This is a genomic window from Haloferax sp. Q22, assembly GCF_001482285.1.
In the GTDB taxonomy this organism is placed as follows: Archaea; Halobacteriota; Halobacteria; order Halobacteriales; family Haloferacaceae; genus Haloferax.
The window spans coordinates 140,802-161,978 of sequence record NZ_LOEP01000032.1 but is presented as its reverse complement, the minus strand read 5'-3'; the positions used below and the strand labels follow the sequence as shown (position 1 = coordinate 161,978).

Genomic DNA, 21,177 nt, shown 5'->3' with positions numbered 1-21,177 from the left:
TACAAGACGAACGTTCAATTAAAAGACAAGAAAAGACCGATGTTGAAAATACTATATGTTATTCCGGTGACTCGAAGTCGGAAGGGATGACCTCAATTTCGTGGCCGTCGGGGTCCTTCGTGAACGCAAACATGTCGTCGCAGGACTCGGGGTCGCGGTAGTCCTCGGCCTCGCGCTCCATGAGCGTCTCCCAGTAGTCGTGGAGGTCGTCGGCGCTGACTGCGAGGTGGCCCCACGCGTCGCCCATCTCGTAGCTCCGGCCGTCGTAGTTGTAGGTGAGTTCGACGGCCATCGCCTCTTCGGCCGCGCCCTCGGGCTTCATGAAGTAGTTCGCGAAGGTGTCGGACTCCCAGCGGCCGGTGTGTTCGTAGCCGAACTTACGGGTCCAGAAGCCGAGCGCCTCGTCGGCGTCCTCGACGCGAATCATCGTGTGGTCGAGGCTCCACTTCGCGCCGTGGTCGCGCTTGACGATTTCGACTTCGTGGCCGTCGGGATCCTTGACGAACGCGTAGCGGCCGCCGCAGGACTCGGGGTCGCGGTAGTCCTCGACGCCCTCGTCCATGAGCTGCTGGTAGGAGGATTCGAGTTCGTCCTCGGGGACGCGGACCGCGATGTGGCCCCACGCGTCGCCCATCTCGTAGGTGTGGTCGCCGTGGTTGTAGGTGAGTTCGAGGACCGCGCCCTCCTCGTGGAGGTCCTCGGGGCCGAGGTAGACGTTGGTGAACGTGTCGGCCTCCCAGCGACCCTTCTCCTCGTAGCCGAGATGGGTCGTGTACCAGTCGAGCGACTCCTCGAGGTCTTCGACGCGAATCATCACGTGGTCGAGGGTTCCGGACATACCCGAGTGATGTGTCGCGTCGGCGAAAAACGTACCGAACGCGGAACCCACCGTCGATGGTTGCCACACGCCGTCTACCGGAACTTTTCGGTCCGTTGCGAGGTGCATAAGTACTCCCCGAAGTTACGATTCAGCAGTGTCTCCGGTCTCCAACCCCGTTCGCCTCCTCATCCTCGGCATCGGGCTCGCGCTCGCCCGGCTCGGTCTCCTGGACCGTGAGCGCGCCGTCCGTATCGCCGACCTCTCGTGGCCCCGCGTCGTCACCGGCATCGCCCGGATGTCGAAGAACGCCGTCGACGTGGCGATGGTGGGGATCGCCTCGGGGACCGTCGCCATCACCGGCGTCGGGTTCGCCGGGCCGTACTGGGGGCTCGCCTTCGCACTCGGTGGCGGTATCGCGGGGGGAACCATCGCACTCGTCTCCCAGCGCTTCGGCGCGGACGCGATAGACCAGTTAGGACTCGCGGTGCGGTCGAGCGCGCTCTTAACTGTCGTCGCCACGCTCCCCGTCACGGCCGTCTTCTGGCTGTTCCCCACCGAGCTCATCTCCGTGCTGAGCAGCGATCAAGGGGCCATCGAACTCGGGGCGGCGTACCTCCGAATCGTCGGTCTCGGCGTCCCCTTCGCCGGCCTGAACCTCATCGGAAGCCGCGTCCTCGTCGGCACCGACGACGCGTACACCGCGATGACGCTCCGAGCGAGCGGCGCGGTCATCAACATCGTCCTCAACGCGGTGCTCATCTTCGGCCTCGACATGGGCGTCGAGGGCGCGGCGCTCGGAACGGTCCTCTCGAACGTCGTCGTCGCCGGCGCGTTCGCGGTCGGCCTGTCGCGGGGGTCGCTCCCCGGCGTCGGGGCGTTCCCCGTCACCATCGATCCGTTCGGGTCGTTCGTCGACCCCGGGACGCTCATCGACCTCGTGAAAATCGGACTGCCCGTGATGGGTCGCGGACTCGTCTGGACCGTCGCCGAGTTCCCGATGCTCGCTATCCTCGACAGCTTCGGGCCCGACGTGGTCGCGGCGTTCGTCATCGCCCGCCGCATCTGGGGCCTGATGAACACCCCCGGCTGGGGCTTCGGGCTAGCGTCGTCGAGTCTCGTTGGGCAGGCGCTCGGCAAAGACGACGAACAGACCGCCGAGGTCTACGGCAACGAAGTCATTCGGTTCGCCGTCGCCACGTACCTCGTCTCGGCGGCGCTCGTGGCGATATTCGCCCGCCCTATCGTCCTCGGGTTCGTGGACAACCCGGCGGACCCGGCGGTCCCCATCGCCATCGACCTTGTCTACGTTGCCTGTATCGCCGTCATCTTACAGGGCGTCTCCGGCGGCTCCGCGGGTCCGCTCGACGCCAGCGGCGACACCCGCTGGACGTTCGGCAGCCAGTTCGTCGGGATGTTCCTCGGGTCGATTCCACTCACCTACATCGGCTCCGTCACTTCGCTGGGGCTCACCGGACTCTATCTGGCGTTCCTCGCCGAGACGACGATTCCGGCGGCGCTGAACTACTACCGCTTCAAGACCGGGACGTGGAAGGCCGTCAGCAGAAACTACCGCCCCAAGACGGCCGCGGACGACTGAAGCGGCGTCACCGGGGGTCGCGCCCGCCCACGCGTGACCAATGTATGAATCCTGCCACGGCCCACAGGAGAACGGTACCGACCGGCCACGCGGTTCGACCGGGTTGGATCGAAAAGCCGCGGGCGACCTCTAACTGAGTCACGCCGGCGAGCGCGAGCCCGGCCGCGGTGAGTCGAACGTCCTCGCGGTCGAACAGCGCGCCCGAGAGCGTGCTTCCGAGCGCGACGAGATAACAGGCGACGCCGACCGGCCACACGAGGATGTAGTCCGGAAGCCCCATCGTAAACCGAAGGAAGAAGTCGGTGATGGTCGTCACGCTCCCGGTCGAGGGGCCGACGATCCCCCACGGGAACAGGAGCGTGAGGGCTCCGGTCGTGAACGTCTGGACGGACCACGGAACGAGACCGAGGACGAAGACGAGGAATAGCTGGAGGCGTCGGCGCGCGGGCGACCGCGAAGCCGACCGAGCCGCCGAGTCGGTCGTCACCGCTGGGCGATAATTCGAAGCACGTCCTCGTCTGCGAGGACGTGGTCGCGGCCGACCTGCTGGTCGTCGTGTTTCGCGCTCGGGCCGGAGACGCGGGCGAACCGGAACCGCTCGTCGAGTTTGGCACCGAGTTCGTGGATGGCGTCGTCGATGGTGTCGCCCTCGCGGAGGACGAGCGGTTCGTCGTAGTCGACGCCGCGGCCGGGTTTGTCCATGTAGATGCGGATGAGTCCGAGGGCGTCCCAAATCTCCTCTTTGAGCGCGTCGAGTCCCTTCTCGGCTTCGGCGCTGATGAACGTGACCTCGTCGGGGTCGAGACCGACCTCGCGGAGGTTCTCCTCGACGGTCGGAAGGTAGTCCTTGTCGATGAGGTCGGCCTTGTTGACGGCGACGATAGAGGGCAGATAGACGCGGTTTTTCATGATGCCGTCGACGAGTTCGTCGATGGTCGTCTCGCCGCGGAGGGTCACTTCGGCGTTGACGAAGCCGTGCTCGCGGAGGATGCCCTTGATAGTCTCCTCTTCGAGGTCGACGCTGTCGCTTTTGGTCACGTTGATGCCGCCTTTGCCCTTCTTGTTGATAGAGAGGTTCGGCGGCGACGTGTCGAGCCGAATCTTGTTGTTGTAGAGTTCCCGTTGCAGTCGCTCGTAGCGCTCTATCTCGAACACCGAGAGCATGAACACAACGAGGTCGGCGGTGCGGACGACCGAGAGGACTTCCTTCCCGCCGCCGCGCCCGCCCGCGGCCCCTTCGATGAGGCCCGGCACGTCGAGTATCTGGATGTTCGCACCCTTGTATTTCAGCATCCCCGGGTTCACGTTGAGCGTCGTGAACTCGTACTCGCCCGTCTCGCTGTCGGCGTTGGTGAGCGCGTTGATGAGCGTCGATTTGCCGACGCTGGGGAAGCCGACGAGCGCGACGGTAGCGTCGCCGGTCTTCTCGACGGCGTACCCTTGGCCGCCGCCGGCCGAGCTCTGGTTTTCGAGTTTCTCTTTCAGTTCCGCGAGTTTCGCCTTCAGCCGACCGATGTGCGCCTCGGTCGACTTGTTGTACGGCGTGTTAGATATCTCCTCGCGGATATCTTCGATCTCCTCCTCCAGTCCCATCGTCAACAGTTCCGCCGCGTCCGTCGAAAAACCCTTTCCTTCCGCGCGGCAGATTCCGCCTCGCCGACGCGTCGGATATCGCGGCGGTCTCGCGTGCGCGGAGAGACGAGTTTCGGCACGGTTATACACGACCCCTTCGACCGCCCGATGAACACCGATGCCCGACCCCCGGACGCTCCGCGACAGCACGCAAATCGTGCTCCCCTGCGACCTCTTGGAGAGCGTGCGCGACGACCTCGAAGCGGAGTTCATCGTCTCGGTCCACCGAAAGGACGGCGGCACGTGCCGAATCATCGGGAGCCCAGTCGAGATTCGTGCGGTCAGCGACTTCCTCGCTCGGCAGGGCATCTCCCTGCGCTAGTCTCGGTTCCGAAGGGCTTGTTACCACACAGTCCAACGGACGGGTATGGACGAAGCGCCGGGACTCTCCGACCAGTACCGCACGGCCAGTCCGTGGCCCGTGTTCATCGCGCTCGGGATACCCATCTCCGAGTTGGGTCTGTTGTTTGGCCTGTTTCCACTCGCCGTCGGCGGACTGCTCCTGTTCGGCGGGAGCGTCGTCGGCATCCTCAAGGAGTCCGGCTACGTCACCTCGACGATTCGCGCAGTCACCGCGCTTGCGGTCATCTTCCTCGCGTTCGGCGCGGGACTCGCGTTCACCGACATCGCCCTCGTCACCCGCGGCTACGCGGTCATCGCGGCCGCGATTCTGCTGGCGGTCGGCGGCATCGTCTTCGAACTGTTCGTCCGCGAGCAGCGACAGACCTTCTGACCGCCGCGGACGACCCTGCGGACGACCGCGCGGCCGTCCCAACCCACCCCGGACGGACGAGAAACCAACAATCTATTTGAACGGCGTCCCCGAGTGTCTCGATATGGCAACCAAGACGTTCGACAAGGAGACCATCCTCGACCTCACGGTCAACATGGTTCCGCTGGCCATCATCCTGTTTTTCGTGGTGGCTTTCACCTTCGTCAATCCGTTTGGGTTCGAATCGCTCACGTCGGGGCTCCAGTACACGCTCCTCATCGCGCCGTTCGTACTCCTCGCCGCGCTCACCTACCTCTCGGGGAAGGCCATCGCGGGCTCCGAGAAGGAAGGCACTGTCTACGCGCCCGGACAGGCGACCGTTCCCGGCGCGAAGCCGCTTCACGAAGAAGAGAGCGAGGGAGCGGCCGAACTCGAAGAATCGACGGATGACGACGCTGTCGAAGCCGCGGACGAGACGGCTTAAAGCACCTCGAATCGCAGGGCAGTCCCGAATCTTTCATTACCCTGCACTACTCAGGCACTTCCATGGAGGTTAACGGACAGTTAGCACTGACGGTGCTCATGGGGGTCTTCCTCATCGCCGTCGCCGCGTGGCTCGCGCGGGTCGAAGACTGGCGGTCGTACACTCCGCTCGCGGGCGGAGGCACGGTCGGTGGTACCGCAGAGCAGTACGTCTCGGAGGAGAAACCATCCGGGGTCATCCGTTGGTTGACGACGGTCGACCACAAGGACATCGGGATGCTCTACGGCGCATACGCGCTCGTCGCGTTCGCCGTGGGGGGTCTCATGGTCGTCCTGATGCGGATTGAACTGGCCGACCCGTCGATGACGCTTATCTCGAACACGTTCTACAACTCGTTGCTCACAAGCCACGGGATTACGATGCTGTTCCTGTTCGGGACGCCCATCATCGCCGCGTTCTCGAACTACTTTATCCCGCTTCTCATCGGCGCGGACGATATGGCGTTCCCGCGTATCAACGCCATCGCCTTCTGGCTCCTGCCGCCGGCGGCGCTGCTCATCTGGGCCGGGTTCTTCCCCATCCCGGACGTCATCCCGGCGCAGACGGCCTGGACGATGTACACGCCGCTTTCCGCCGGTGTCGGCTCCGGCAACCAGATGAACGCCGGCGTCGACCTGATGCTCCTCGGCCTGCACCTCTCCGGTGTCTCGGCCACGATGGGTGCGATCAACTTCATCGCGACCATCTTCACGGAGCGTAACGAGAAGGTCTCGTGGGCGAACCTCGACATCTTCTCGTGGACGATTCTGACCCAGTCGGGGCTCATCCTCTTCGCGTTCCCGCTTCTCGGCAGCGCCATCGTGATGCTGCTTCTCGACCGGAACTTCGGCACGATGTTCTTCTCGGTCGACGGCGGCGCGATTCTCTGGCAGCACCTGTTTTGGTTCTTCGGCCACCCCGAAGTGTACATCCTCGTGTTGCCCCCGATGGGTATCGTGAGCCTCGTGCTCCCGCGCTTCGCGGGCCGTCGGCTCTTCGGGTTCAAGTTCGTCGTCTACTCCACGCTCGCCATCGGCGTCCTCTCGTTCGGCGTCTGGGCGCACCACATGTTCGCGACGGGTATCGACCCCCGGCTTCGCGCCTCGTTCATGGCCGTCTCGCTGGCTATCGCGATACCGAGCGCGGTCAAGACGTTCAACTGGATCACGACGATGTGGAACGGGAAGATTCGCCTCACGACGCCGATGCTGTTCTGTATCGGCTTCGTCTCGAACTTCATCATCGGCGGCGTGACGGGCGTCTTCCTCGCGTCGATTCCGGTGGACCTCGTGCTCCACGACACCTACTACGTCGTCGGACACTTCCACTACATCGTCATGGGAGCCATCGCCTTCGCCGGTTTCGCCGGACTCTACTACTGGTTCCCCATCTACACCGGCCGGATGTACCAGGTCACACTCGGTAAGTGGCACTTCTGGCTCTCGATGGTCGGGACGAACCTGACGTTCTTCGCGATGATTCTGCTCGGCTACGGTGGCATGCCGCGTCGCTACGCGACCTACCTGCCGCAGTTCGCGACGCTCCACCAGGTCGCCACGGTCGGCGCGCTCATCCTGCTCGTCGGCCAGATCATCTTCGTCTGGAACTTCGTCCAGTCGTGGCTCGAAGGCCGCGAAGTCCAGGACGGCGACCCGTGGGACCTCGCCGACGACGACCTCGTCACGGCCGAGTGGACCTGGTTCGAGCGCAAACTGGAGACGGCCGTCACCGACGGCGGCGAAGACGAGACCGAACTCGCCACCGACGGCGGGCAGACGGTCGACGACGCGGACGCGGAATCCGCTGACGACGCGTAGTCGACGCCGCTCGCCGGCGTTTCGGTTTCATTTTTCGGACGCTGTGTTTCGAGAGCGAACGCGCCCGGCGACGCCGACTGTCCGTGCGTCCGCGCTCGCCGTAACTGCCGGTCCCTCTCGCGCGACGTTCACGACCCCGTCAGCGCCGCCGCTCGCGGGCGACGGTGGTCACGACTTGGGAGAAGCGGTCGCTCTCGGCGGCGGCGACGCGGAAAAGCGGCGGGAGCTCAGACGACGAGGAGGACGCCCGTCGCGAACATCAGTATCGCGATGGCCCCGAGGACGAGTCCGAGGATATCGGTATCCGACATAGCTCACCCTTGGCGCGTGCGGCAAAAGGTGCATCGGTACGTGGACGCGGGCGACGCCGACGCGGCGAACGGAAACCCCTAACAGCGTCCGCCCCCGAACGTGGACCGTGAGTTCGAACGTCGGCGGTCACCGCTTCGTCCTCGGACTGTACGCCGCCCTCGTCGCCGTCGCCGGGGCCGCGGGCTACCTCACGGGCACGTTCGTCTCGGGCCTCAGCGCGCCTCAGTTCCTCTTTCTGGTGCCGTTTCCGCCGACGCCCCTCGGCTTCGCGGCCTACGGCGCGCTGACCATCGCGCTCGTCCTCGGCATCCCGCTCGTGCTCGTGGTCTATGTCTCGGCCGGACTCGACGACGACGCCTGATTTGGCACGAACGTTCAGCACAAATACTAAGACCGGCGACTGGGACGTGATAGTATGTATCACGTGGTAATCGGTATCGATGACGACGCGGAACACGCGCTCGCGTGCGTCGAAGAGGTCGCGAATCTCCCCGGCGAGCCCGACGAGAAGGAGGTCACGCTCGTCCACAGCTTCACCGACAACCCGAGCGGCGCGTCGGCGACGCAGATTCACTCGGTCCGAGAGGCCGGCGAGTTCCTCGAAGACCGCGGTATCGAGTACGACGTCAACGAGTCGTCGGGCGACCCCGCGGAGGTCATCATCGAGTTCGCCGACGAGGAGGACGCGGACCTCATCGTCACCGCCGGTCGGAAGCGCTCGCCGGCGGGGAAGGCGCTGTTTGGGAGCGTCACGCAGACGGTGATTCTGAACTCCGACCGCCCCGTCATGGTGACGGGTTCGACGAAGCGGAAAAGCTAGTAAACCCGGTCGATGACGGCCGCGACCTCCGCTGGGGTCTGGCGGCCGGACACCCGTTCTCGCAGTTCGCCGTCGCGCACACACAGGAGCGTCGGCGCCGACTCGACGCCGAAGGACCGACAGAACTCGTCGGCCACTTCGCCGTCGACACCCGCGGTCGCGACCCCGTCGGGAACGCGGTCGAGGATAGCGTCGAGGTCCTCCTTCATCGCGTCACAGGGCTCGCAGAAGCGCCGCCACACGAGAACGACGGCGTCCGGGTGGTCTGCGAGGTACGATTCGAAGGTGTCGTCGTCGAGTTCGTCGAGCGCGGTCGGAACCGGCGACGACGAGGTCATCTCGACGAGCAGGCCCGCCATGACCAACAGCAAGTCCTGTTCGACCGGCGCATCGAGGAACGACTTCGCCGCGAGGTAGGCGACCACGTCGGACCTGGTGACGCCGAACTCGTCGAGTCGCTCTTCGACGTTCTCGGGCGCGACACCGAAGAGGTCCGAGACCGTCTGGTGGAACTCCTCGGTCGAAACCGCACCGTAGATGTCGTGGTAGACGGCGAGCGTCTTCTCGAACTCCGCCGTTGTCGAGAGCGTCCCGTCGGGTGCTTCGTCGACCGCGCCGGCGGCGATGAGCGTTTCGAGCGCCGTCTCGGGGTCGGCGTGGGTCGCGGCCACGGTCAGACCCCCAGATACCGCTCGCGGGTCTCGTCGTCCTCGCGGAGTTCGTCGGCGCTTCCGTCGAAGACGATGCTCCCCTGGTCGATGACGTACGCGCGGTCGGCGAGTTTGATGGCCGCCGCGGCGTTCTGCTCGACGAGGAGGATGGTCGTGCCCGCCTCGCTGATGCGCTCGACCGCGTCCTCCACGTCCTCGATAATCTTCGGCGCGAGCCCCTCGTACGGCTCGTCGAGGAGCAGCAGGTCCGTGTTCTGCTTCAGGGCGCGCGCGATGGCGAGCATCTGCTGTTCGCCGCCCGAGAGCGTCCCCGCGCGCTGGTCTTTCCGCTCGTCCAGCCGGGGGAACTGGTCGTAGACCTCCTCGGTCGTCATCCCCTTGTGGCCGAACGACAGCGACCGACCCCACGTGTTCGACTTGTTGTTGACCACCTCGGCGAGGTGGAGGTTCTCGGCGACCGAGAGGTTCGGGAAGATGCGTCGCTCCTCGGGGACGAGAGAGATACCCTGTACCGACACGTCTTCCGCCGGGACGCCCGTGATGTCGTTGTCCTTGAATCGGATATGCCCCTCCCGAACGTCGGGCGGGGTCGCGCCGGCGATACACCGGAGCGTGGTGGTCTTGCCCGCGCCGTTGCGGCCGAGGAGCGCGCATATCTCGCCCTCCTCGACGCTCATCGAGAGGTTACGAATGATGTGGCTCTCGCCGTAGTAGGCGTCGATACCGTCGATTTCGAGGAGGCTCATAGCTCGACACCTCCGAGATACGCCTCTTGGACGGCTTCGTTGCCCCGAATCTCGTCGGGAGTCCCCTCGGCGATGATGCCGCCGCGGCTGAGGACGACGATGCGGTCTGAGATGCTGAAGACGATTTCCATGTCGTGTTCGACGAGGACGAACGTGAGCCCGTGGTCGCGTTTGACCCGCTCGATGAGGTCGACCGTCGACTTCGTCTCTTCGGGAGACATGCCGGCGGTCGGTTCGTCCATGAGGAGCAGGTCGGGCTCGCTCGCGAGTGCGATACCGATTTCGAGGCGACGCTTGTCGCCGTAGGGAAGGTCAGTCGCGATAGTGTCCGCGCGATCCAACAGCCCGACCGAGTCGAGCGTGTCGCGGGCGACGCCGTGTACGTCGGTGAGGCTGTCGCGGTGCTTCAGGAACTCGAAGCCGAACGCGCCGCGTTCGGCCGCCAACGCCGCGATTTCGGCGTTCTCCCGGACCGTGAGGTCGGGGAAGATAGAGGCGGTCTGGAACGACTTCGAGACGCCGCGTTGGACCACCTGATGCGGTTCGAGGCCGACGATGGACTCACCTTTGAACCGGATGTCGCCGCTGGTCGGGTCGAGCCGTCGCGTGATGAGGTTGATGAGCGTCGATTTCCCCGCACCGTTCGGGCCGATGATGGAGACGCGCTCGTCCTCCTCGACGGTGAGATTCACGTCGTCGGTCGCGACGAGGCCGCCGAACTCCTTGACGAGATTCTCCGTTTCGAGGAGCGTCATTGGCCGCCACCTCCGTTCTCGGAGCGTGCACGAAGTCGCTTCGCCGCCTTCGAACCGAGGTCGACCGCGAGTTCGCGGAGCCGGTTCAGGATGCCCCACAGGCCGTCCGGGACGACCCAGACGACCACGACGAAGACGACGCCCAAGAGCAGGTGCCAGTAGAACCCGAAGTCCCGGACGAGCACGATGCCCGTGAAGGGAATCGTCAGCGCCTGGATGGTGCTGACGATGTTCTCGATGTAGAGGTAGAGCCCCACGCCGAGGACCGGTCCGAACATCGAGCCCGCGCCACCGAGGACGGTCATGACGACGATGTCGCCCGACTCCGTCCAGAACAGCGACTGGAGCGGGACGTACGCACCGTGGATGGTAAAGAGGCTCCCGGCGACGCCCGCGAACCCGCCCGAGATGATGAACGCCATGAGCTTGTACCGCCAGACGTTGAGTCCGACGAACTCCGCGCGCTGTTCGTTCTCGCGGATGGCGCGGAACACCATCCCGTACGGGGAGTTGAGGATGCGGTAGGCGACCGCGACCGCACCGACGAAGAAGACGCCGACGAAGGCGTAGAGCCACGTTCCGAGAAGCATCCCGCCGATGGACGGCACGTCCGCTTCGAGGTGGATGACGCCGAGGAAACTGCCGACCTCGACGCCGGTCAGCCCGTTTTCGCCGTTGGTCAGGAACGCCAGGGGCGACGCGGCCATGTAGTAGAACATCTGGGCGAACGCCAGCGTGAGGATGGAGAAGTAGATGCCGCCGCGGCGGAGCGACAGGAAGCCGAGCACCCACGCGAGGAGCACGGCGAACAGCGTTCCCGAGACGACCATCACGATGGGGTCGCCGCTGACGTTCTTGGCGACGATGCCCGCGGCGTACGCCGCACCGCCCCAGAAGGCCGCGTGGCCGAACGAGAGCAGTCCGGTGTAGCCGAGCAGCAGGTCGAAGCCGATGGCGAAGATGCCCCAGATGAGGATGAGCGTCGCGAGGCTCTGGTAGCCCTGCAGGAACCCCGAGACGACGGGTGCGCGGGCAAAGAGGTACGGGAACACCGCGACGAGAATGGCCGTGATACCGACGACCGTCCCCTCGCGGCCGCGGAGTTTCTCCCAGCGACCGAAGAGGGTGCCGCCGACGAGCGCGTCCTTCGCGCTCGGGTTGGCGTCCTTCTCGCTCATGGCGTCACCTCTTCGTCACCGAGGAGACCCTGCGGCCGCGTCAGGAGGACGATGGCCGCGATGGCGTACAGGCCGACCTGCGACCACGCGGGTGCGAAGGAGACGAGCGCGGCGGTCGTGAGGCCGAAGACGATGCCGCCGAGGACCGCGCCGGCGATGCTTCCGACCCCGCCGATGACGACCGTCAGGAACGCCGGGACGAGGATGTTCGTCCCGATGGTCGGGTTAACGACGTTCAGCGGGCCGCCGACGACGCCCGCCACCCCGGCGAGCGCCGCGCCGATGCCGAAGACGACGATGTACGGACGGGTGATTTTGATGCCTAGGAGTCGGACCATCTCGGCGTCGCGGGTCCCGGCGCGAACGACGAGACCGAAGTCGGTGTACTCGACGAGCAGGTACACGAGCGCCACGAGGACGGCCGTGATGCCGATGACCCAGAGCCGCCACTGCGGGAAGTTGCCGACGATGGGTAGGGCAATCGGGCCGGAGACGGGCAGGCCGGCGAACGAGCCGAACGAGAGGATTCGCTCGGGCTGTTCGAACGGCAGACTGTTGCTGCCGAACAGGACGCGGAACAGCTCCTGAACGACGATTGCGAGGCCGAACGTGACGAGAATCTGGTCGGTGTCGGGGCGGTCGTAGAACGCCCGCGCGAGGTACCGCTCCATCAACAGGCCGACCCCGAAGACGAAAAGCGGGACGAAAATCAGGGCGGCGAAGAAGCCGATGTCGAGCCCGAAACTCGAAAAGCCCCACTCGGCGAGCTTCCCGTTCGAAAGTGGGACGTTCAGCGCGACGAACAGTCCCGCGTACGTGCCGACGAGATACAGCGCGCCGTGCGCGAAGTTGACGAACTTGAGCGTGCCGACTATGATGGAGAGACCGACCGCCAAGAGGACGTAGATAGCCCCCTGCTGCAGCCCGTTGAGCAGGATGACGAGCACGTCCGACAGAAGGCTCATCGCCCCCCACCTCCGCCTCGGATGTTCGAAGCGCGAACTACCATGGGTGTGCTAAACTTACTCATTTACGTGTGCGTGGTTGTCTGCGATTAACTTTCATTAAGATAACGGTGGGGTGAGTGTCTACTCGTAGGATCCGAGTTCACACTCGGCCGCCGGCCCGGCGTCGCACGCGTAGCCGAGGTCGTCGCGGCTGGTGATGTTGACGATGTTGAAGTACGTCCCCTCGCTCTGCTCGGAGGCGGGAAGGCCCTGGACGACCGGCACGTCTCGCTGCGCCTGGTGGTCACAGCCGCGCATCGTCTCCGCGCCCATCCCGATGTTGTCGTACTCGTAGTCTTCGAGCTGTCTGATGACCTCCGGCGGGTAGAACGTTCCCGCGCGCTCGACGGCGGCCGCGTACTGGAGCGTCTGTGCGTACGCCAGTTGAGCGGGCCCCGATGGCGTCCGGTCGTACTCGTCTCGGAACGCCTGCGTGAACTCCTGGGACGGCGTGTTGTCTATCTGCGAGTCCCACGCAACGGTACCGTAGATGCCCTCTATCGCACCGCCCGCCGCCTCTGCCATCGGGCGGTTGTACAGCGGAACGAGGATTTCCATGTCCTCGTCGATGCCGGCGTCGATGGCCTGCTGCATGGAGTTCGCGCCGTCGAGGCCGTAGTGGTTCAAGATGAGCACGTCCGCACCGGAGCTCTGTGCCTCCGAGAGGTACGTCGAGTAGTCGGACGTTCCGAGCGGTGTCGCGACCGACTCGATCTGCTCCCACCCGGCGACGTCCGTCATGAACTGCTCCATCGACGCCTGCTGGGTCTGCCCCCAACTGTAGTCGGCGTAGAGCTGGTAGAACTGCAGGTCTTCGCCGTAGGCGTCGCGGACGACCGGTGCGAGCGCCTGCCCCGTCATGTAGGCGTTGAACATCTCGCGGAAGGAGTAGCGGACGCAGTCCTTTCCGGTGGTGTCGTTCGAGTGCGTCAGACAGCACATGAACATGACCTTCTCGTTTTGACACAGCCCCTGCACCGCGATGGCGACCGCCGAGGACGACCCGCCGGAAATCATGATGGCGTCGTCACGCTGAATCATCCCCGAGGCGGACTGCCGCGCCTGGTCGGCGTCCGTGGCCGTGTCCCCGTCCACGTGGTCGATGGTGTAGCCGAGGACGCCGTCACCGGAGAGGTCGTCGAACTGCGAGTCGACCCAGCCGCCGCCCTCGTTGAGGTGCTTCACCGCGAGCTGATAGGCCCGAAGTTCGTCTTCACCTTCCGAGGCGTACGGTCCCGACTGCGGGACGTTGAACCCGAACGTGGCCGTGTCGCCCTCGATGGGGAAGTTGCCCAGTGCCGGATACTCGTCGTCTCCGCCGCCACCACCTCCACCGCCGCTGTCATCACCGCCGCCGCCGGTGCACCCCGCCAGCCCTGCCAAGCCAGCGGTCCCAACAGCACCAGTCGCCTTCAGCACGTCTCGTCGATTTAGAGACTTGTTATCCCGTGCCATAGACACATCGGCGGATACATCGTTAATAATAGTTATGTATGGATTCCCTATTACTGGTATTATCAATCATTATGTAATTGCTCTGTCTGCATCATAATATAAGGTGTCTGTCGGGGCACGAGTGTCGGTGAGACTCGAAGGCGAGCCCCCCCGCGGCGGAACGTGTCATAGACGCAAAATACACGCCGGTGTCGGACCGACTCGCCGTGTTCGTTCGCCGCGTTCGGGCGCCGAGTGTGTCGAGCCGTCCGTGCGACTCGTCTCGTCGAAGAGCGCGTCGTACCCATCTCCCCGTAGCGACGACCGCGTGAGCGGGACGACACGGTCGGCTCACAACTATCAGAATACTAGATATATATTCCCGAATTCACCCGTTTCAACGCGATTCGGACGGGAGACCGAGAGACGTTAAGTTATCCCCATCCAGAATGTCGGATTTATAACTAACCCGGGAAAGCGCAAATAACGCTTCAGCCACGCCCGTGGCACTACTATGACAAACGACACGAACGACGGATTCAAACCGACAAGACGCTCCGTGCTCCGACTCGGCGCGATGTCGGCGATCGGCATCGGTATCGGCATCCCCGCGGTTTCCGGCTCCGTGGCCGCGACCATCGATTGTCCCAAGACGCCCGGCTACTGGGCGAACCACCCAGAAACGTGGCCCGGAACAGAACTGACAATCGCGGGTAAAACGAAATCGAACGAATACTGGCGGGGGATTCTACTCGACCCGCCGAAGGGAGACAAGGCGAAGATAATGCTGAAGCACTACATCGCTGCTGTCCTCAACCTTCGGACGCTCCAATCGGGGTGCACCAGCGCGACAATCAAGTACGGCTACTACGAGGGCTACACCATCGAGCAAGTCAAGAACATGGCCGGCACGTGGCTCAAACACACCTCGTCATGGCAGAACGGTCGCAAGCAGACGAGCTGGTACGCCAACGACATGGACGGCGAGAAGCTCAAAGACACCCTCGACGCGTTCAACAACAACCCGGCCTCGCTCGGCCTCGACTGCGGCTGCGACGACCGCTGAACCACGCTCGGCCCTCGAACGAAAACCAGACCCCCTGACCGCGGTTAAGACCCCGCTACCCGCAGAAACACGGGCTTAACGCGGTCGTTCCTATCCTTCCCCGACCATCCGCCCTTCGTCTTCCCACTCGCGCTCGCGCAGTTCGTACTTCTGAATCTTCCCGGTCGCCGTCTTCGGGAGTTCAGCGACGAACTCGATTTCCTTCGGCACCTTGTACGTCGCGATGCGCTCCCGACAGAACTCGATGAGCGCCTCGGCGGTGACGCCCGGTGCGTCGGGGTCGCCGCTCGTCGGCACGACGAACGCCTTCGGCGACTCGCCCCACTCGTCGGACGGGACGGGGATGACCGCCACGTCGGCGACCTCGTCGTGGTCGAACAGCGTGTCCTCCAGTTCGATGCTGGAGATGTTCTCGCCGCCGGAGATGATGATGTCCTTCTTGCGGTCCTGGATGCTGATGAAGCCGTTCTCGTCGACGACCGCGAGGTCGCCCATGTGGTAGTAGCCCTCCAGCCGCGCCGAGAAGGCCTCTTCCGTCTCCTCGGGTTTGTTCCAGTACTTCTCCATCACCTGATTGCCCGCGACGACGATTTCGCCGACGGACTGGTCGTCTCTCGGCACGTCGTCGCCGTCCTCGTCGACGACGCGAACGTCGGTGCCGAGGTAGCCGATGCCCTGTTTCTTCTTCACGCCGAAGCGGTCGTCGCCGTCCGCCAGGTAGCGCCCGGCCTCCGAGGTCGTGATGAGCGGGCCGGTCTCGGTGGCCCCGTAGACGTGCATGAGCCGCCAACCGAACTCGTCTTCGACGGTCCGAATCGTCGCCTCCGGCGGGGCCGCACCGGCGGTCGCCGCCCGGACGGGGCTCGCGCCGGTCGTCTCGACGCCGCCCTCCTCGCGGTAGTGTTTCATCAGGATGTTCAGCACCGTCGGCGCGGCGCAGAGATACGATACGTCCTCGTCGCGGATGGCGTCCAACACGGCCTCCGCCTCCACTCCGCGGGTGCAGACGTGCTTCGCACCGTGGCCGGTAATCGCGTAGATGTGGCCCCAGCCGTTGACGTGGAACATCGGGAGCGTCCAGAGGTACACGTCGTCGTCCGCGATGTCCTGGTGCATCGAGATGAGATAGGCGTGAATCGTCTCGGCGCGGTGAGTGCGGCAGACGCCCTTCGGGTCGCCGGTCGTCCCCGACGTGTAGTTGATCGTGATGATGTCGTCTTCGTCCATCTCGGGGCGCTCGTAGTCGGTCGATTCCGCGACCAGTTCGTCGAAGTCGAGCCACTCGCCGTCGGTCGACTCCGCGACCTTCTCGGGGTCGTTCGTGACGAAGATTTCGGTCGGAATCTCGTCGCGGACCTCGTCTATCTTCTCGGCGAAGGCGTAGTCGGCGTAGACGGCCGTCACGTCCGCGTCGTTCAGCATGTACTCGAAGTCGGCCGGGACGAGTCGGTAGTTCAGCGGCATGTGGACGGCCCCCAACTGCATCGATCCGTAGGCGGCTTCGAGGTGGTAGTGCGTGTTGGGGTCGAGGACCGCGACCCGGTCGCCCTTCTCGACGCCGCGGGACTGGAGCGCCGCCGAGAAGCCGTCGGCGCGCTCGCCGAGTTCGTCATAGGTGAAGCGCTCGCCCGTCGTCGCCACGACCGCCTCCTCGTCCCCGTAGTACCGCCGCGCGCGGTCGAGGAACTCCGTCACCAGGAGTGGTTTCTTCATACGCGCTATCCTTCACTAACGTTCGAAATAAATGTGCGGGCTGGTACCGCGGCCCGAACCCTTGATAACAATTCACGCACAGAGAGACAATATCCCACGACTCGAGCCGCGAGAGGCTATATTACTACACAAACTATGCAGGAAAATACCTTATTCGAGGAGTCCGTAGCGCGCGTATGGCGCTTTCAGACTACACCGGGCGCTCGCCGACGGGCCGAGACGAGACCATCGTTCGCGTCGTCCCCCACCGGCTGTGGCGACCGGGCGACGAACGAATCGAACCCTGTACCTACAGCGGCGAGGAGATTCGGCTCTCCGAGAAGCACCTCCTCGCCGTGGTCGAACGAGACGGCGTCCGGGAACGGCTGTATTTCCGCGACGAGCCGTCGCTGTCGGCGTGGGTCGAAGAAAAGCCGCGATAGGACGGGGCCGACGGTGGTGGAGCCGGTGGTTACTCGCTTTCGACCTGCCGCTGAATCGACTCGACGATTTCGGGGTTCCGGAGCGTCGTCGTGTCACCGAGTTCCTCGCCGTTCGCTATCTCTTCGAGCAGGCGACGCATAATCTTGCCAGACCGCGTCTTCGGCAGTTCCGGCGTGAACACGACCATCTCGGGGCGGGCGATGGGACCGATGGCGTCCTCGACGCCCTCGATGATGCGCTGTCGCATCTCGTCGTCTTCGTCCTGTCCCTCCTCGGTGATGACGTAGGCGTAGACGGCCTCGCCTTTCACCTCGTGGTTGCCGCCGACGACCGCCGCCTCGGCGACGCCTTCGACGCCGACGATGGCAGACTCGATTTCCATCGTCCCGAGGCGGTGGCCCGAGACGTTGATGACGTCGTCCACCCGTCCGAGGATGGTAATGTAGTCGTCGCCGTCGATTTTCGCGCCGTCCTCGGGGAAGTAGACCCAGTCGTCGGGGTCGTCGCTGTCGGTGTCAGAGTACTCTTGCCAGTACTCCTGGATGAAGCGCTCGTCGTTCTTGTAGAGCGTCCGGAGCATCCCCGGCCACGGCTTGTTCACCGTGAGATAGCCCGCCCGTCCGGCGTCGACCCGCTTCCCGCTCGTGTCGACGATTTGGGCGTCGATACCCGGCAGCGGCGGCCCGGCCGACCCGGGTTTCATCTTCTTGATTCCCGGTAAGGTCGTTATCATCATGCCACCGGTCTCGGTCTGCCACCACGTGTCCACGACCGGACACTCCTCGTTGCCGATGTGCTTGTAGTACCACTTCCACGCGCGCGGGTTGATTGGCTCGCCCACGGTACCGAGCAGGCGGAGGCTCGACAGGTCGTGCTGTTCGGGGAATCGGCTACCCCACTTCATGAACGCGCGAATCGCCGTCGGTGCGGTGTAGAAGATGTCGACCGCGTACTTCTCGATGATGTCCCACAGGCGGTCGCGGTTCGGGAAGTCGGGCGTCCCCTCGTACATTACCGTCGTCGTCCCGAGCGCCAGCGGGCCGTAGACGATGTAGGAGTGGCCCGTAATCCAGCCGATGTCGGCCGAACACCAGTAGGTGTCTTCCTTCTCGATGTCGAGGACGGCGTGAGACGTCCACGCGGCGTACGCGAGGTAGCCGCCGGTGGTGTGCTTGACGCCCTTCGGCTGGCCGGTGGTCCCCGAGGTGTACATCAGGAACAGCATGTCTTCGGCGTCGCGCTCGACGGGGTCGATACGCTCGCCCGCGTGCTCATCGAGGAGGTCGTCCCAGTCGTGCTGGTTGCCTTTCAGGTCGTGGCCGAAGCCGTCGTCGCCGAGGCGGTCGACGACGACCGTGGCATCGACGCCGTGGTCGACGCCGTCGAGGCCCTCGTTGGCCTTGTCGAGGTGGTCGAGCGGGTCGCCGCGGCGGTAGTAGCCGTCGCAGGTGACGAGGAATCGGGAGTCCGCGGAGTTCATCCGCGTCGCCAGCGCGTCGGCGGAGAAGCCGCCGAAGACGACCGAGTGCGGCGCGCCGATGCGGGCGCAGGCCAGCATGGCGATGGGCAGTTCGGGAATCATCGGCATGTAGAGCGTGACCACGTCGTCTTCCTCGACGCCGAGGTCACGCAGCGCCGCCGCGAACTCGTTCACCTCGCGATACAGGTCCTGATAGGTGTAGGTTCGCGTCTCGCCGTGTTCACCCTCCCACTTGATGGCGACGCGGTTCTTGTCCCCGTTTTCGACGTGCCGGTCGACGCAGTTGTACGAGACGTTGAGCTTGCCGCCCGTGAACCACTTGTAGAACGGCGGGTTCGAGTCGTCCAGCACCTCGTCGTACTCTTCGTCCCAGTCGAGCATCTCGGCGGCCCCCTCCCAACACTCGGGCCAGTTCTCCTCGAACTCGTCGTAGACGGCCGGATCGGAGACGTTCGCTTGCGCGACGAACTCCTCGGAGGGTTCGAACTCCTCTTGCTCGACCAGCCGTGCCTCCAGTTCGGTGTCACCGTCTGCCATAGTACGTGCTAACTACACCAATCCTCCATGATAAATCTATGTAGTCCAGCAGTCCGAGCGGGTTCTCTCGTCGCGGGAGGTCGCCGGGCTGTCGGTCGGTTACGCGGGCTGCCGGCGCGCGTTCAAGTCAGCAAACATTCATGTCATCCCCACCATTTTGGGCGGGATCACCGCGTCGGCGACGCTCACATCACGCCGATAGTCTCGCGGTAAGTGCCGTACTCTTCGGCGAACACGCTCATGATTTCACCCATCGTGACGTATTCCTTGGCTGCGTCGACGAGCACCGGCATGACGTTCCCGCCGTTTCGGACCGTCTCGCGGAGTTCGTCGAGGGCGGCTTCGACCGCCTCGTCGTCGCGGTCTTCCTTGACGGATTCGAGGCGTGAGAGCTGTCGGTCCTGCACCTCGTCTTCGACGTGCAGTAGGTCGGGGCGACTGTCGTCGTCGGTGTCGTACTTGTTGACGCCGACGACGATCTCCTCGCCGTCTTCGACCCGCGACTGGTACTCGTAGGACGCCTCGCTTATCTCGCGGTGGTAGTAGCCCTCGTCGATGCCGGCGAGGACACCGTCACGGACGGAGCCATCGCCCATCTCCCGAATCTCCTCGATGTAGGCCATCGCCTCGGCCTCGATTTCGTCTGTCAGCGTCTCCACGAAGAAGCTTCCGCCGAGGGGGTCGATGACGTCGGCCGCGCCCGACTCCTCGGCGATTATCTGCTGGGTGCGGAGCGCGACGGTGACGGCCTCCTCCGAGGGGAGCGCCAGCGCCTCGTCGAAGCTGTTGGTGTGGAGCGACTGCGTGCCGCCGAGGACGCCCGCGAGCGCCTGAATCGTCACGCGGACGATGTTGTTGAGCGGCTGTTGGGCCGTCAGCGACTGCCCCGCGGTCTGGGTGTGGAACTTCAACTGCGTCGAGCGCTCGTCCTCGGCGTCGTACCACTCCGACATCACGTCGTGGTAGATGCGGCGGGCGGCGCGGAACTTCGCCACCTCCTCGAAGATGGAGTTGTGGGAGTTGAAGAAAAACGACAGCTGGGGAGCGAACTCGTCCACGTCCAGGCCGCGGTCCATCGCGTCTTCGACGTAGGCGAAGCCGTCGGCGAGGGTGAAGGCGAGCTCCTGTACCGCCGTCGACCCGGCCTCGCGGATGTGGTAGCCCGACACCGAGATGGGCCGGATGCGCGGGGTCTCCTCCGCGGCGAACTCGACGGTGTCGGTGACGAGCTTGAGCGACGGTTCCGGCGGGATGACCCACTCCTTCTGCGCGATGAACTCCTTGAGCATGTCGTTCTGGAAGGTGCCGCCGATCTGGTCGCGGGAGACGCCGCGGTTGTCCGCGAGCGCGACGTACATGGCGAAGACGACCGGCGCGGAGGGGTTGATGGTAAAGGAGGTCGTCACCTCACCGATGTCGATGCCGTCGAACAGCACCTCCATGTCGCGGAGGGTGTCGACCGCGACGCCCTCCTTTCCGACCTCGCCGTCCGAAAGCGGGTCGTCGGAGTCCTTGCCCATGAGCGAGGGCATGTCGAACGCCGTCGAGAGCCCGGTCTGGCCGTTCTCGATGAGGTAGTGGAAGCGCTCGTTGGTCTCGCTCGCCGTGCCGAAGCCAGCGAACTGCCGCATGGTCCACGTCCGCCCGCGGAACATCGTCGGGTACACCCCGCGCGTGTACGGGGACTCGCCGGGGAACCCGAGGTCCGACTCGTAGTCGAGGTCGGCCACGTCGGCGGGCGTGTAGAGATCGTCGACCTCGTGGTTAGAGACGGTGGCGAACCGGTCTTTGCGCTCGCCGCCCTTCTCCACGAAGGGGTCGCGGGTCTCCGATTCCCACTCGTCGCGCGCCTCGCGGATGGACGCTAAATCCTCCTCGTCGTACATGCTCGTGAATCAGTATGGACGATGATTAAGGATTCGGGTCGAAGTCGG

The 21,177-nt window shown here is 64.6% G+C and carries 21 protein-coding genes; 9 read left to right on the top strand and 12 right to left on the bottom strand.

Annotated elements, in window-relative coordinates; all coding sequences use genetic code 11:
* Nucleotides 1–58: 58 nt before the first annotated feature.
* Nucleotides 59–838 (bottom strand): VOC family protein, encoded by a 780-nt coding sequence (locus AM590_RS14620; RefSeq protein WP_058828107.1) that lies wholly within the window; start codon nucleotides 836–838, stop codon nucleotides 59–61.
* Between the two features lie 136 nt (nucleotides 839–974).
* Here AM590_RS14620 and AM590_RS14615 point away from each other — a divergent pair, with 136 nt between their 5' ends.
* Complete coding sequence (locus AM590_RS14615) at nucleotides 975–2,417, top strand: MATE family efflux transporter (protein ID WP_058828106.1); 1,443 nt, start codon at nucleotides 975–977, stop codon at nucleotides 2,415–2,417.
* A gap of 7 nt (nucleotides 2,418–2,424) precedes the next feature.
* Here the strand turns inward: AM590_RS14615 and AM590_RS14610 are convergent, their stop codons facing one another.
* A complete protein-coding gene (locus AM590_RS14610; protein WP_058828105.1) occupies nucleotides 2,425–2,904 on the bottom strand; it encodes a TIGR04206 family protein in 480 nt (159 codons plus the stop codon).
* Nucleotides 2,901–4,010 (bottom strand): GTP-binding protein, encoded by a 1,110-nt coding sequence (locus AM590_RS14605; RefSeq protein ID WP_004971103.1) that lies wholly within the window; start codon nucleotides 4,008–4,010, stop codon nucleotides 2,901–2,903. The genes AM590_RS14610 and AM590_RS14605 overlap by 4 nt, the downstream gene beginning before the upstream one ends.
* Nucleotides 4,011–4,167: 157 nt before the next feature.
* Here AM590_RS14605 and AM590_RS14600 point away from each other — a divergent pair, with 157 nt between their 5' ends.
* The 6 genes from AM590_RS14600 (at nucleotide 4,168) to AM590_RS14575 (ending at nucleotide 8,233) form a co-directional block, all read left to right on the top strand.
* Nucleotides 4,168–4,371, top strand: a complete 204-nt coding sequence (locus AM590_RS14600; protein ID WP_008092415.1) for a hypothetical protein — start codon at nucleotides 4,168–4,170, stop codon at nucleotides 4,369–4,371.
* Between the two features lie 45 nt (nucleotides 4,372–4,416).
* Nucleotides 4,417–4,782 (top strand): hypothetical protein, encoded by a 366-nt coding sequence (locus tag AM590_RS14595; RefSeq protein ID WP_058828104.1) that lies wholly within the window; start codon nucleotides 4,417–4,419, stop codon nucleotides 4,780–4,782.
* A 103-nt stretch (nucleotides 4,783–4,885) separates the two neighbouring features.
* Nucleotides 4,886–5,245 carry a DUF6684 family protein gene (locus AM590_RS14590; RefSeq protein ID WP_058828103.1) on the top strand — a complete coding sequence of 120 codons (360 nt, stop codon included), beginning with the start codon at nucleotides 4,886–4,888 and terminating at the stop codon, nucleotides 5,243–5,245.
* Nucleotides 5,246–5,343: 98 nt separating this feature from the next.
* The gene (locus tag AM590_RS14585) at nucleotides 5,344–7,101 is read left to right on the top strand and encodes a cbb3-type cytochrome c oxidase subunit I (protein ID WP_042666078.1); all 1,758 of its coding nucleotides are present in this window, start codon (nucleotides 5,344–5,346) and stop codon (nucleotides 7,099–7,101) included.
* A gap of 418 nt (nucleotides 7,102–7,519) precedes the next feature.
* Complete coding sequence (locus tag AM590_RS14580) at nucleotides 7,520–7,774, top strand: hypothetical protein (RefSeq protein WP_058828102.1); 255 nt, start codon at nucleotides 7,520–7,522, stop codon at nucleotides 7,772–7,774.
* 54 nt (nucleotides 7,775–7,828) lie between these two features.
* Nucleotides 7,829–8,233 carry a universal stress protein gene (locus AM590_RS14575; protein WP_058828101.1) on the top strand — a complete coding sequence of 135 codons (405 nt, stop codon included), beginning with the start codon at nucleotides 7,829–7,831 and terminating at the stop codon, nucleotides 8,231–8,233.
* Here AM590_RS14575 and AM590_RS14570 read toward each other — a convergent pair.
* The 6 genes from AM590_RS14570 to AM590_RS14545 all read right to left on the bottom strand — a co-directional run bounded on the left by AM590_RS14570 (nucleotide 8,230) and on the right by AM590_RS14545 (nucleotide 13,973).
* Complete coding sequence (locus AM590_RS14570) at nucleotides 8,230–8,904, bottom strand: co-chaperone YbbN (protein WP_058828100.1); 675 nt, start codon at nucleotides 8,902–8,904, stop codon at nucleotides 8,230–8,232. The genes AM590_RS14575 and AM590_RS14570 overlap by 4 nt on opposite strands.
* A 2-nt stretch (nucleotides 8,905–8,906) precedes the next feature.
* Entirely contained in the window at nucleotides 8,907–9,650 is a 744-nt protein-coding gene (locus AM590_RS14565; RefSeq protein ID WP_058828099.1) for an ABC transporter ATP-binding protein, read from the bottom strand.
* The gene (locus AM590_RS14560) at nucleotides 9,647–10,405 is read right to left on the bottom strand and encodes an ABC transporter ATP-binding protein (RefSeq protein ID WP_008092404.1); all 759 of its coding nucleotides are present in this window, start codon (nucleotides 10,403–10,405) and stop codon (nucleotides 9,647–9,649) included. The genes AM590_RS14565 and AM590_RS14560 overlap by 4 nt, the downstream gene beginning before the upstream one ends.
* Entirely contained in the window at nucleotides 10,402–11,583 is a 1,182-nt protein-coding gene (locus tag AM590_RS14555; RefSeq protein ID WP_058828098.1) for a branched-chain amino acid ABC transporter permease, read from the bottom strand. Before AM590_RS14555 ends, AM590_RS14560 begins: the two co-directional genes overlap by 4 nt.
* Nucleotides 11,580–12,548 carry a branched-chain amino acid ABC transporter permease gene (locus tag AM590_RS14550; protein WP_058828097.1) on the bottom strand — a complete coding sequence of 323 codons (969 nt, stop codon included), beginning with the start codon at nucleotides 12,546–12,548 and terminating at the stop codon, nucleotides 11,580–11,582. The genes AM590_RS14555 and AM590_RS14550 overlap by 4 nt, the downstream gene beginning before the upstream one ends.
* 123 nt (nucleotides 12,549–12,671) lie before the next feature.
* Nucleotides 12,672–13,973: a substrate-binding protein gene (locus AM590_RS14545; RefSeq protein WP_394329099.1), complete on the bottom strand. Its 1,302-nt coding sequence runs from the start codon at nucleotides 13,971–13,973 to the stop codon at nucleotides 12,672–12,674.
* A 565-nt stretch (nucleotides 13,974–14,538) separates the two neighbouring features.
* On the opposite strand from AM590_RS14545, the gene AM590_RS14540 reads away from it, so the two are divergent.
* Complete coding sequence (locus AM590_RS14540; protein ID WP_058828096.1) at nucleotides 14,539–15,090, top strand: hypothetical protein; 552 nt, start codon at nucleotides 14,539–14,541, stop codon at nucleotides 15,088–15,090.
* Between the two features lie 90 nt (nucleotides 15,091–15,180).
* On the opposite strand, the gene AM590_RS14535 is transcribed toward AM590_RS14540, so the two are convergent.
* Entirely contained in the window at nucleotides 15,181–16,803 is a 1,623-nt protein-coding gene (locus tag AM590_RS14535; protein ID WP_058828095.1) for a long-chain-fatty-acid--CoA ligase, read from the bottom strand.
* Between the two features lie 176 nt (nucleotides 16,804–16,979).
* On the opposite strand from AM590_RS14535, the gene AM590_RS14530 reads away from it, so the two are divergent.
* Nucleotides 16,980–17,225, top strand: coding sequence for a hypothetical protein (locus AM590_RS14530; protein ID WP_004972531.1), 246 nt, complete (start codon nucleotides 16,980–16,982; stop codon nucleotides 17,223–17,225).
* Between the two features lie 29 nt (nucleotides 17,226–17,254).
* Here AM590_RS14530 and acs read toward each other — a convergent pair whose 3' ends face one another.
* Together acs and AM590_RS14520 are read right to left on the bottom strand one after the other, a co-directional pair.
* Entirely contained in the window at nucleotides 17,255–19,243 is a 1,989-nt protein-coding gene (gene acs, locus AM590_RS14525) for an acetate--CoA ligase (RefSeq protein ID WP_058828094.1), read from the bottom strand.
* Nucleotides 19,244–19,428: 185 nt separating this feature from the next.
* Entirely contained in the window at nucleotides 19,429–21,129 is a 1,701-nt protein-coding gene (locus AM590_RS14520; protein WP_058828093.1) for a methylmalonyl-CoA mutase, read from the bottom strand.
* Nucleotides 21,130–21,177: the final 48 nt, after the last annotated feature.